At 63.7% G+C, this 13,676-nt stretch carries 2 protein-coding genes; both read right to left on the minus strand.

The genetic code is table 11. The features are described 5' to 3' along the window. Positions 1 to 150: 150 nt before the first annotated feature. Positions 151 to 13,149, minus strand: a complete 12,999-nt coding sequence (locus tag FHW69_RS11060) for a filamentous haemagglutinin family protein (RefSeq protein ID WP_183423107.1) — start codon at positions 13,147 to 13,149, stop codon at positions 151 to 153. Between the two features lie 79 nt (positions 13,150 to 13,228). Continuing rightward, complete coding sequence (locus FHW69_RS11065) at positions 13,229 to 13,660, minus strand: hypothetical protein (protein ID WP_183423108.1); 432 nt, start codon at positions 13,658 to 13,660, stop codon at positions 13,229 to 13,231. Positions 13,661 to 13,676: the final 16 nt, after the last annotated feature.

Here is a 13,676-nt window from a genome sequence, read left to right on the forward strand (position 1 = left end):
GTTACGGTGTCGGCGATTATGCTCATTGTGTTACTTCATTAAATTGGCATAACACGTGGGTCACAACTGCGGTTTTTGGACGTCCGAATGATCCATTTACTGGATGCGACTACGTAGAAATACTCTATACGCAGTCGCATCCATGCGCGATCAATTGTTCTTCAGCCGACTGCGTTCCTTATCCGTCAGCATCTTCGCGTGCATGCTGTCCAGTTGCCCGGCACCCAGCACCTGAACAGGACTGTCCATGTCATAGCTTTGCGCGGGACGGTCAACGCTTGTGCTGTTGTTCCCGTCACGCAGCACCTGCACGGAGATGACCGATGGCATGCGGTCGCGTGAATCCGCCTGCTGCTTGCGAACCACATCCTCGGCAACCTTCGATGCCGCACTGGCCGCTGCGCTGGCCGCGTTCAATGCCCCGATATTCACAGAAGCAGTCACAGGCACACCTGCCGAGTCTCCCTTCACCTGGATATTGTCGGCATTGGCGACCCTTGCCGCTGCAATAATCAGGTTACCTGCCACGCGGATGCCCGCATCACCGGCATCCACCGTACCACGCGGCGCAATGAGATATACGCTGCCTGCGGGCGCCCCTTCCACGGTCTGCAACGTGGCAATACCCGCTCCGCTTACCTGGCCGCGCGCGTCGATGCGACACCATGCGTCGATGTCGCACAGGTAGGTCGGCGGCGGAATTTCCGCGGTCGTTTTTGCGCCCTGACCGGCATTGATGTCGCCGTTGGAACTCCACATCACCAGATCACCACCGCGTTCGGTGAAGACACGGCTTTGTGCAAGCAGCACGCTTTGATCGGTAAACATGTTGATGGCACCGCTCTCAAGCGTCAGCACACCCATGGTGTTCGGGCCAGCGAGCACGTTGCCCCGGCTGTCCACGATCTGTGAAGGAGCCGAGGTGCTGCCGAGCAGCGCCTGGCCACCCGGCCCAAGAACGGTCACATCACCGCCCTGCTGGGTCTGGATGGTCGAACTGCGGATATCCAGATCACCGGTGCTGACCGTCGTTGCCGCACCGTTCTCACCACCGGCACCGCTGCCGTTCGCCGTGTAGCCCAGCGACGCCGGGAACAGCGTGCTGATGGCGTCGTATCCACGCGCGTACTGGTTGAAGTACGGGCTGGAGGGTGTGTTGTAGTCATTGCCGACGGCGGCGAGGATCTTGAACAGTGCTTTTTCCGCAAACAGACGCTGCACATAGTCAGGCTGCTCATCAAACAGTGCGCGGGCCTGCTCCGGCGTCAACGACACCGTTACCTTGTCGCCCGCGTAACCCGTGTTCACCGCCGTACCGGCGACGCGTTGATTCATGAAGTCCACAAGGTCCGGGAGCAGGCTGCCGGTTCCCGGCGCACCATCGGCCGGATCGAGATAGCGCGCGAAGAATGCCGCGGTATCCACGCCCGGGCCCACACCGAACAGCACGCTCACGTCCGCGCCATCGTGAGGAAGGTACGGGTTGAACAGATTGCCAACGCTCTGGATACCGGTCAGGCCGCGCTGAACGCTCGGGTTGGTATCACGGCTGGCGTCCAGTTCGCTGGAGAAAGGACCGATGTTGCGTCCCGCCTCGACCAGCAATGCGCCCGGACCACCGAGCGCAATGGACGGCAGCAGTTGATAGCCACCAAGAATGAAAGCCCCGAATGAACCATTGGGAAGGTACGCGGTGTCATAGATGTCACGACCGGCGGCGACGCGTGTGATGTCGGCATCATGCGTGTGCTGCCCGACCAGCGACAAATTCACGATGTCCCGATCCGCGTAGATCAGCGCCTGCTTGGCCGGTGCCAGCACCAGCGACAGATAGCTGAAGCCGTTCGGTGCAAGCGTGCCGTCCACGATGTCGCCGCCAAGTGCGTAGATGCGAACCGGCTGGTCGTCTGCGCCATGCAGGGCCACAGGCTGGTGGAAGCGCGCGTTGCCCGCACCACCCAGCGGGTCCACGCCAATACGATCAATGTTGCTGGTAGCCGGCGACAGCGGCGACGGCATCGACGCGGGATCGGCGTCAATCAGCCCGAAACTTCGACCCTGGCTGTCCTGCACTGTCTGCCGCGAGAAGCTCACGCCGCCGTCCGCAAGGATGCTCAGATTGCCCGACGCTGAGGGATACAGCTGGCCGTCGGCAAGGATATCGACATCACCACCGAGTGCCGTCAGCGAAAGCGATGCCGGCAACACCGGGCCAGCGACACCACCCGCACCGAAGGCGAGACCCGGAGCACGCAGGCTACCCATCACCAGATCGCCTGCGGCCGTGACGACGCTGAGCGACGAGTCCTCACTGTAGCCCTGCATGTCCGCATGGCCAGCCGGCAGGAGCGCGCCGAATACGTTGGATGCGATGTAATAAGACGGGTCGTACACGCCGCCGATATTCGCTCCCTGGCGCGCATTGACCGAGAGCTGCGCATCTTGCAATGCAAACAGCGTCGATAGCGGCGAGTTGACCGGAGGGTTGCCGAGCGTCGTGAGATTCAGAGCCGACAGGTCCGCCGCAGCGCTGATGGCACCGTCTGCATCAACGCGGCCGATGCCCTTCGCCACGAAATACGCGCCGCTGAGGATGTTGCCACCGGCATGCACATCAAGATTGCCGCCGCCGACCGTGGTGATGCTGTCGCGCGCTGTGCTGGCGTACCAGGTGGTGGGCAGGGACACCGAAAGCTCGCTGATGTTTCCACCGGCATTCACGCTGACGTTGCCACCCACACTCATTACGCCCTGAGCGAAATTGCCATAGTTGATCGAGGACCGGCTGCCGTCAGCCGCGTTGCCCGTTTGCATCCACTGCCACCAGTACTGCGATATCGACGTACCTGCGCCACCCCGGGTGACGCTGCCATCGGCATCGACCACATATTGCACGGCGTTGATGTTGCCGCGAGCGTCAAGCGAGATGTCGCCCGCATTGTCCGGATTGACAAGACCTGTCACGAGCATGTCGGGCAACGTGTCGCCCGCGCCCGGGGCCTTCTCGGAAGGACGCAATACCGACACGTCCGTACCGCTCGTCGTACCCTGTGCCGGTGCGCCAGCGGTATAGACCGTGGCAGGCGACGCGTCGTCCAGCCACTGGATGTCGCCGCCGGATGCCATATCGATGGAACCGGTGCCGGTGCGGATCGTCGTTGGGAAGACCAGCGTCTTGCCTGCGTAAGGACTTCTTGGTGTGACCACCGAAGGATCGGTCAGGGTGTCTTTTACGGAGAAGTGCCCGTCGAGCAGGATGTCGCCCGATGTGGACGTGGCAAGCACGTTGGCGGCGTCCACGTTCGCTCCGGCCACGAAGCGGTACGACGTGCTCGATCCGCCGAGCAGCGTCGCGGACGCAAGCGAGGTTGCATTTCCCAACGACGGCATGTTTGACGGGCTGTTGTTCGCCGCTGCCGGCGGCACGACCGGGCTACCACCACCCGGATCGGTGCCCGCATCCGGGCGCGGAGCAAATGGCGCGTAGAAGAGCTGCGTACCAAAGAAGCGGTTGCCCACCTGGGTAGCCACGTAGTTGTAGTACGTGTTGTGCCCGTCGATGTACGTGCCGTAATTGGCGGTGTAGTCGGCGTACGCCGTGTCGACGGGGGTGAGGATCGGCGATGGCGTGGTGGTTCGGGAGTCCGAATTGAAGTTCGTCTCCAGCCAGTTCTCATAGTCCGCCGCGTAGTCGGCGTAGTGGGTATAGGCGCCAGGCTGCGGTGCCACCAGGGCCGTGGGACTGTAGGTCAGGAAGTGACCGACCACGTTGTTGAACCGGTTGAACGCAGCCGCCCAGTTCTCGTTGTCACCATCACCGATCTCGCCGATATAGAGCTGGTAGTTGGCGTAATAGTTGTTGGACTGGCCCGTCAACGGCGCCTGCAACGGTTGGTAGTACGGGTCGCGGGTGATGTTGGCTATGCCGCCGCCCGGTGTCTTGCCATCGTCCGGGTCACCGCTGGCCAGCGTGATCGTGCCGTTCCAGAGCGCGTTCGCATCAAAGTAGGCAAGCGAGGTCTGATACGCCGCAAGAGCGCTGTCATAGGCCGGATTGTGCACCTGGGCGTCAGAGCGCGGGGCGAACGGTGCATAGAACAACTGCGTGCCGAAGAAGCGATTGCCGACCTGCGTGGCAACGTAGTTGTAATACGTGTTGTGGCCGTCGATATAGGTAGCGTAGTTGACGGTGTATGCGCCGTACGCGCTATCTACGGGAAGCAGGATCGGCGACGGCGTGGATGTGCGAGCGTCGGAGTTGAAATTGGTTTCCAGCCAGTTCTCGTAATCCGTCGCGTAGTCGGCATAGTTGCCATAGTCGCCCGGTTGCGGGGCAGGCAGCGTCGTGGGGTTGTAGGTCAGGAAGCGACCCACGACGTTGTTGAAGCGGTTGAACGTGGCCGCCCAGTTCTCGTTGTCGCCATCGCCGATTTCACCGATGTAGCGTTGATAGTTGGTGTAGTAGTCGGCTGTCTGATCCTTCAGCGGCGCCTGGAGCGGCTGGTAGTAGCGATCCTTGCTGATATCGGCGACACCGCCGCCCGGCGTCTTGCCGTCGTCGGGGTCGCCGTCGGCCAGATTGATCGTGCCGTTCCACAGGTCGTTGTCCAGGAAGTACTGGTCGCTGGTCTGATACGCGGCAAGTGCGGCGGCATAGCCGTTGTCCGGTGCGGGCGGCGTTGTCGGTGCCGGTGCGTCGGAAAGTACGGCGCCATTGTTCTGCTGATAGAAACCATCCGTGATGCTTGCCGACAGGTCGAGATTGCCGGCAGCGCGTACAGTCAGGATCGGTGCAAGATTGCCGTACCGGTAAGCCAGATGGATCTTGCCGTTGTCGTCGGTGACACCCGCGCCGAGATTCCAGTTGGTCAGCACGGAAATCGTGCCGTTGTTGTAACCGGTGGTCGGGTTGCGCAACTCGATGCCCGGACGGACATTCACGTTGGTGATGGCTGCAAAACGATTGCCGAAGGTGAAACCCGGATTCTGGATAAAACCCATCAACGTGCCGGGACCGCTGGCTGCATCGCCACCGGCGTAACCGTAGAAACCCAGATGGTCGGCGTTGGCATCGTCCGGCGTGAAGAAGTTGGTGCTGAGATATTGCTTCAGCTGCGCCTCGTCGACCGGTGCTGCAAGCACCTTGCCGCTCGCATCGGTCCACTTCCCCGCCACCAGCGTGGGCTTGCCGTCCACATCGTGGTACCAGCCTGCCGGATCTATCATGCCGTCGAAGTGTCTGGCCGGCGACGTCGAGGCGTCGGTGGTACTCCACACGGCGTATGGCTCGATGGTGACGTCACGCGCACCCACGATGTTGCCTGCGCCACCATCCAGCGTGATGGGCACATCGCCATCTGCGAGCAAGGGCGCGCGCATGCTGACCCGCCCACCCGTGCTGCTACCCGCGCCGCCCGATACGTCGATGCGTGCATTCGCGCCCACATGAATGCTGCCTGCGTCGCCCCGCTGCACGTTCTGATAGCCGTACGTGTCGTTGAGCGTGCCGTCGCCGGTGCCGGTGGTGCCAAGCACCACGTCGCCGCCGCGCTGCGCGGCAATGGAACTGGTGGCAATCAGGCTGCCTTCCACATCCACACCCTGGCGACCGTAGAGTTCGATACGGCTGCCAGCCGCGGCGGCGGCGTTGACCGTACCGTTGATGCGCGTCGTGCCCCCGTTAGCGCTCAGATACACCTTTTGCGCGGCAAGCGTGTTGCCTGCGGAAAGAGTCAGGTCGCCCGTACCGCTGGAAATGTCGACCATGCCGGTGGCGCCGGCGGCCGCAGCCAGACGGGCAAGTGCGTCCAGGTCCTGCGCCGCGCCGGCATCCAGGGTGAAGTAACCACCGCGATAACCCTTCGCCGCGTGGCCATCCAGCGTGCCACCCAACAGTACGCTCTGTGCTGCCGTGGCGGTGAAGCTGCCGGCATCACCGCCCTGCGCACCGCCGCCGAACAGCATGGAGGCGTTGCTGCCGATGTTCACCGAGCCCTTCGTCGCGTGCAGCCGAAGCGTTCCGCCCGAGGCATACGTGGTGGTGTCGAAGAACGTGCGGTTGATGCCGGCCACGTCCAGTCGCGTGCCTGGCGCAATGACGAGATCACCCTCGGTCGCGCTCAGATCCAGGGTGCCTGCCGTCGCATCCATGTTCATGCCAACGGTCGTGCTGCCGCCGCTCAGCGTGAGTGCGCCGCCCAGCGCATCGCTGGTGAGCGCCGTACCCGTTGATCCGTTCAGGCGCAGTGCGCCCGTGGTCTGCAACGTCGTGTTCGCGCCGCTGTCTGCGATGAATACGGGGGCCGTGAGCGTAGTGCCCATGCCACCGAAGTCCACACCACCCGTGCCCTGGCCACGGAAACCACGCGCTGCCGTCGCCGTGAATGCACTGAAGCCATTGACCGACGTCATGCCCGGCCCGAGGTCGACTTCGTCCGCCATGATTCCAAGACTGCCGCCAGTGGCACCGGCAGGCGCGACCACGGCACCCATGGTGTTGCCGAGTGCGACCCGCGCCGCGCGGATGAGGACGTCGCCGCCGTCGCCAACGAGCGACGACGCGCTCAGCGCCAGAGCATTGGGCAATTCGATGTCCAGATTGCCAAGGAAATCAATTTCGCCGCGGCTGCGCAGCGTTACTTCGTCTGCATTGCGGAACAGGTTCAGAACGCCCGGCCCGATCACCAGACCATCGCGATCCGTGGCATCAACGCCCTCGCCCACGAAGCTGATGCGGTTGCTGTTGGCGTCGATCGCCTTGGCGCTGAATACGGCGTCCGCGTCCACGTGCATCGCGCCCGCGGCGTCCAGCGTGAGTGCGTTCCCGCCCTGCACCAGGGCATTCGCCTCAATGCTGAGGCGACCTGTTGACGTACCCGCCACATCACCGGTTCCCGGAACCTGGTGGCGGATGACCGTAGCGGCACTGTTCTGCGATACGCGAAGCATGGAGCCGTCGCCGCTCACCGCCGGCGTCGCGTTGCCCGCAGCGTCCTTGCCCGGATCAGCGCCAAAGATCAGCGGCTGGCTGGCGACCGGATTGGTCGCGCCCGTCGCCAGAATGACGCTTCCGCTTTGCAGCAGCACGCCACGTGCGTCCGGAGCAGTGCTGGCACGGGAGACCAGAAGGATTTCCTGACCCGCCAGAGGATGCGCCGCATCGTTCGACAGGATGACGCTGTCGGCCACGCTGTCGACCAGGTCGCCCGCGTCCACATGGTGACGCACGCCACCGATCAGCAGACTGCCTGCGCCCAACTGCGTGAGGCCATCAGCGGAAAGAGTGAGGTAACCATCGCGCGCACTCTCGCCGCTTCCCACAATCTCGATGGCCTGACCGGCGATGTCCACCTGCGAACTGCGGCCTCCCTTGGCCGGATTGGCCGTAAGCGTGGCGCCCAGATCCAGGCTCTGGCTGGCGGCAAGCACCAGACGACCGGCATCTGCGAGCAGCGAAGGCGCCTGCACGCCGGCCTTGCTGGCTTGCGCCGCGAAGAATGCATCGGCATCCGTGAGGCGGTACTGCGAATACTGCTGCCACGTGCTGGCCGACTGCACGAGGAAGGTGGTGTTGCGTGCGTCGCGCGCGCCGCTCAATCCATCGGCAAAGTAGCCTGTGACCGAGTAGCTGCCATCCGGATGAAGCGCGGAGCGACCCAGCACGCTGTCGATGCTGCTGGTGTCCTGCACCACGCGGAACGCGCCCGGCAGTTCGGCGTAACGTGCGGGAAGCAACGTGTACATGCCCGGCGGCAAGCCAGGAATGCCGGAGAGATAGACCGACTTGCCCACGGCGGAACCAGCGCCGGAAGCGGCCTCGAAGGCCATGTCGTGTGCCGCGACCGGCGATGCATAGCCGGGAATGATGGCGTAGATGGCGCGACCATCCGCGTACTGCGACGCGAGCAGATCGCGCGAGCCACCGACGCCGGGCACCCACTCGCCCGCCACCAGGGAGCCGCCACCGGAAAGGTCGATGCCTGCGCCCTTGTCCAGCGACACCTGGGTACCGTTGACCTGTACCGCCTTGGAAGGCGGCGCAGTCAGGTCCGTCGATGATGCCCTGGGGCTTCCGTTGTAGCGCCATTCCACGCCATCGACCGTCGTGCCGTATGGCACCAGGAGGCCGTCAAGCGACACCGAGGTCAGGCTTCCTGGCGCAAGGTGCACCGTCGATGTCGCAACCAGCGGAAAGTATGCCGGGGTCAGACCGAAATCCGCAGCCTGCGCGGCCGGATCGGAAACACCCATCACAAGGGAGCCGGCAGGCGCACGAACGGTGCCGCCCTGCTCGATGTCATCGGCGTCGATCAGCAGCGAACCACCCGCCGACAATGGCGTGGTGGATGCACCGCCCGGCAGGATGGTGACGGTGGTCGTACGCGTCGCACCCTGCGCATCGGCAATGCCGGATGCATTGGCATTGATGACAAACCGGTAGTCCGTGGACGGATACAGCTGCGCTGCCTTGAAGGTCAGGTCACCCGTGCTGAACAGCATGCCCGGTACCGGCTTGCCATCGGAGCCATACGCCAGTGCCGCTGGCGTCGTGAAGCGGATGTCGCCGGTCGCATTGAACGTCGCATTTGCCCAGCGCTGGAGATTGATCCGGCCGCCCATGTCGATGAAGCCGGCATCGACCACAAGCGATCCATCGCCGGCCAGCGGCGACGATGTCGGCTGACCACTACCGGGCAAGACGCCCGAGATGTTTACATACGGCGCAGCCAGACGAACATGCCCATTACCCTGTGCGAAGCCCGTGCCGTTCGCCACACTGGTGGCGCCGTCCGGCATCGCAACGTAACCGGTTCCGTAAAGGCTGATGGAGCGTCCCAGCGAAAGATCGACGTCGCCGGCAAAACCGATCGACACAGGAATCTGTGCATCAGCCGCCGGCCCCACGGCCGGCCCGATGACCAGGCTGGAGATGCCCGAGCCATTCAGGCGATCTGCCGCAAAGTGCAGCACACCGGACGGCTTGCCCGATTCCACGGCGCCCTGTTCCGTTGCTCCCGTGGGCACAAGATCGCCCGACTGCTGGATGACAATGCCGGTCGGTTGAGGGCGGCGGTCGTTACCGCCTGAATCCATGGCAAGGATCGACAACGTGCCGCCTTCTGCCTGGGCAGCACCGCCCGTGGCACGCAACGTCGCATCCGCAAACAGGCCTGCGGCTGCACCGAACATGATGCTACCCGCGTCACTCCAGACAGCGGTCGGCGCATAGGCCGTGTTCGCACCTTGCAGCCGCGCGGCAGCGGACGGGAGATCAAACGTGTCTGCAACACCGGATACGTCGATCACCGCACCCGCCTGAGTCACCACATAGCCACCGTCTGCGGCCAGGAGCGACACGCTGCCACCATCAAGCACGGTACCCGTGCGCGGCGTGACACCCACCGGGATGCCGGAAACACTGCGTGTCGCCGCGCCTGCCTGTGTGTCGATCAACGACACACCGGAGGCATCCAGCAGCGCATTGCTGCCGAGCCAGACCTTCGGTGCAACGGAGGGAAGGAGGTTGACTGTCGAGGATGTGGTCAGCGTGATATTGCCGCCGTTCGCGCGCAGCGTGCCGTCCACGATGGTGGCGTGAGTGGATGCCAGACTGATCGTGCCAGCCGCATCGGTTTCCACGACGGCGCCCTTGTTGATGACCACCGAACCGGTGACCCCGGGGTAGGCCATGCTGCCGCCGTTTATGGGATCCCTCTGGTTGAACGGCCACCGGAGGAATTCGCCGGCCGTAAGTGAGAAGCCGGGGCCATGGCCGGTGCGCGGATCACGCGTCGCCCAGCGACGATACGCGTCAAGGAAACCAACACCGCCCGACGTAGTGGCATACAGGTCGCTACCGGTTGCCAGTGTGCGCAAGGCATCCAGATCGGGAAGGAAGTTGGCTCGCTCCACATGTACGGTCGTGTCGGCAGCGATGATGGCATCGGTGATCGCGTGCAGCATGTAGCCATCGAAGCCCTGCCCGGCGAAGAACGATGGCGCCAGGTACAGGCCATTGGAAAGCGCCATGTCGTCCGGATTGCCGCCGATCCGCACTTCGGCGGCCTGTAGCGTCAGGTTGCCACCGCCGCCAAATCCGTGCGAGAGAATGTCTCCACCCATGACGATGCGCGCGCTATCAAGCGCGGTCGGAGAGGGCAGCAACTCGAACGACAGCGGGCCGGGGGACGCGTACGTGACCAACGACACATCACCACCGCGCCCCTGCGGCACACCATGGCTCATGGCAACGCGACCGTCGGTGCCCACATAGCCGCCACCGGATACATCCAGCGTGCTTCCCGCATCGAGCATGATCGACCCGGTACCGTCGATCCGGTTGACGGTGTCGCCGAAGTACGCCTGCTGCGTTTGCAGGCTGATCGTGCCGCCGTTCGCGTAACGGTCACCTCGGATATCGGCCGGCGCCATGCCGGAGTCGTTGATCCACAGACCCCGCGTGCTGAGCGAAGCACCGCTGCCGATATGGATATCTGCATGCTGGAGAGGCGTATCGACGCTACCCGGCCCCGGTGCAGACACCGGCACACCCGTCGTCAATGAAATCTGGCCAGCCGGCGCATGGATGTCGCCATAGATGTCGATGCGACCGGCAGTCAGTGCCACGCTGCCGCCCGGATTGACGTTCAACTGCGTACCGGCCGCTTCCACGATGTTTGATTTCGTGGAGATCGACACATTGTCGAACCCGGCGCGCGAAATCATGTCGGCCGAAACGATCAGCCAGCTGCGCAGATCGTTACTCTGCGTAGCGGTGCCGTCCTGGGCCTTCTGCGCGTCTTCCCACGCCGTGCCTGCGTTGAATCCCGGCACCAGCGAATCGAGAAGCTGGGTGGATTGCTGAAGCAGCACGCCACGCATGTAGACGTCGCGGTTCGACGACGTGGGCATCGTGTCGATGGTGAGTCGGCCGCTGGCTGGCTGCGAGCCATTGGCCACCTGACGGGTGCCGGCCGACGCTACCGCCGAGATGTCGCCATCCAGCACAAGCGCGCGATCCGCGTGGATCGACAGGGTGCCGGCATCGCTGCCACTGACGAAGCCGTCGTCCCAGCGGCGCATGCCGCCAAGCAATGGCGAATTGTATGTTTCGGTTTTACCCCAGCGGGCATGCGTCGCGTTGTACTGGCCCGCGAAGCCCACATAGTTCACAGACGGGTCGGCGTACGCGATGTTGTAGATGCGGCCGTCTGCACCCAGAAGATTCGGCGTGGTGATCCACCCGGCCTGATAGGCGACGAAGCCACCGTCCAGCTTCAGTTGCGAACCGCTGCGCAGGATGACTTCGTTGGCGTCCAGACCGATGCTGCCACCGCGGGTCAGGAGCTGGGAGATATCGCGCGGCACGTTGTCGACGTAGCCCTGCACGTTGAGGATCGGGCTGCCGATCCAGTCCAGGCCATCGTCACGCGTGCCTGACTGCGACGTATCGACGACCACATCTTTCTGGGTGTAGAGAAAACTGTTGCGCAGCAGCGGCGAGTTGGCCAGTTCGTTCTGACCGATGCGCGGGATGGTCACCAGCAGCGCGGAAATCGGCAGCACCACATTGGCCAGACCGGACACGTCGATGATCGCGCCCGCATCCATGTAGATGCGGCCTGCGTTCTCCGGCAGCAGCGAGGCAAATCCTGTATCACGAAGCGCCGTCAGGTTGACGGTGGCGCCGGGGGCTTCGACCAGCGAGCCGTTCTGCAACGTGATCGAACCACCCGTGAGTGTGATGTGTCCGTTGACGAAGGCCTTGTCGGCGGCTGCCGATGACGATGTGGTGGTGCCATCCTTCTCCGGCAATACGGCGGTGACCGAACCTGCCGCCAGAAGCAGAGGGCCGGAACGGGAGGAGCGGCCGTCCGAAGGCGTCACACCATTCTGCGCAAGAAGTTCAATGCTTCCCGGGTGCGCGATGCTGGTGGAGGCAAGTGCGACACCCGCCTGCGTCACGCCATAGCCCAGCATGCTCACCTTGCCGCGACGCGATTGAACCAGACCCGTGTTGGTCACCGTGCCACGGTTGCTGCCGTAGTCTGTTCCGAACGTGGAGCTGTCGTACGCGGACAGTGCGCCGTTCTGTCCCACGTTGCTCAGCTGGGACGTCGCCGCCAGGATCACCTGACCATCATCGGCAACGATGGAACCGGCATTGGTTACATTTTGCGCGGCAACCAGCGCAAAGCCCTGCGCGCCCGAGGTGATGGATGCACCCTTTTCAATCACTACATCGTGGGACCGGCCATCGGTGAAGCTGCCGGTCAGCATGCCCACGCGCGGCGCACCGTTCGGGCTGGCCGCCAGACCTTCATTGAGGAACGTGGCGTTACTGGTGGCGAGGTCTGAACTGAACAGATCCAGCGAACTGGCGACCAGCGCGTGTGTGTTCACGCGCGAACCCGCACCGAAGATCATGCCGTTGTGGTTAAGCAGGTACACCGTGCCCTCGGCCCTGATCTGACCCAGTATCTTGCTGGGCGAGCCGGAGGGATCCACCACCCGGTTGAGCGCGATCCAGTCGTTGCTGCCGTCGTTCTGGTTGCCCGCGCTCTGGTTGAAGTACAACGTGGTGTCGCGGCCGACGTTGAACGTGTCCCAGGTGAGAATCGCCTTCCTGGCGGTCTGTTTCACTTCCACAACCGTGCTGCCTGCGGCCACGCTCTGCACAGGCGTCTTCGCGTTCTGCCACAGCGACGGATTGCCTGCGATCCCGGCAGCGGGATTGAGGCCGCCAGCGGCCAGGCCGTTGGGCACGTCGCCCGGCGTCTTCACGGCCGCTTCTGCGGCAGCTTTCTGCGCGGCGATCTGCGCGGCGACGGCCTGGGCGGACTGATTGAGGTTGTTGATGGACTGCTGCACGCGCTGCTGAAGCAGCAGGTTGGCGGCGGACGATCCGGCCGCAGGCAGACCCGTGCCTGCACCGCCTGGCGTGCCTGCCGTCGGAGCTGTACCCGGCTGCGCCTGCTTCTGCGCAAACCATGCCGGGCTGAACGCCTGAGGCGGAGCTGCATGGGCAGCCATGCTGCCCGCAGTCAGCGCGACGGCGATGAGATGGCAGATCGTGCGCCGGCGGAACGTCGGACGGGGAGCTACGCTCGACGATGCGGCGTTACGGGAACTGCGGGCTCGAACGATCATGACAACTCTCTCCGTTACAGGGTGCGGAGCGCAGCGACGTTATCCGCGCGCTTCCGGTAATGCCGTGTTGCGTGTCCGCTCAAGTCGGGTCCGGGTAGCTGGACTCGCGCATGATGGAAACCACTTCACTGTCCAGTTCAGGCATCCGTGCCAGCTCGTCGATGTCCTGCTCTGTCAATTCACTGAGTACATTGCGTATCCACGTGCGTCGTCCCTGCTGGCACCACAGGTTCAGCACAAACTGCATGGCGCGCGGAACCGAAAGCGTGGGTTCCGGCCGCACCTTGCGAAATCGAAGCCGGTCTTCCACCACATAACGAACCCGGCCTTGCAGTACGTAGTCACTGGAAGACAGCAGCGCCTCCAGCATGGGGCGGGGACAGCGGTCCAGAAGCACCCCTGACGCACGTTCCTGTCTTGCGCGAAACAACAGCTGGAGCATCTCCGCCACCGCATTGGCCAGGCTGGAGCGCACCGCTTCCTCTGTTACATCAACCCCGGTCGTATCCATTCGTCCCCTCCCTGTA

Origin of the sequence: Luteibacter sp. Sphag1AF, assembly GCF_014192715.1 — a bacterium.
GTDB lineage: Bacteria > Pseudomonadota > Gammaproteobacteria > Xanthomonadales > Rhodanobacteraceae > Luteibacter.

Excerpts from the sequence above, each read along its gene's own strand:
- FHW69_RS11065 (WP_183423108.1), bottom strand. The coding sequence starts at position 13,660 with ATGGATACGACCGGGGTTGATGTAACAGAGGAAGCGGTGCGCTCCAGC.
- FHW69_RS11060 (WP_183423107.1), bottom strand. The coding sequence starts at position 13,149 with ATGATCGTTCGAGCCCGCAGTTCCCGTAACGCCGCATCGTCGAGCGTA.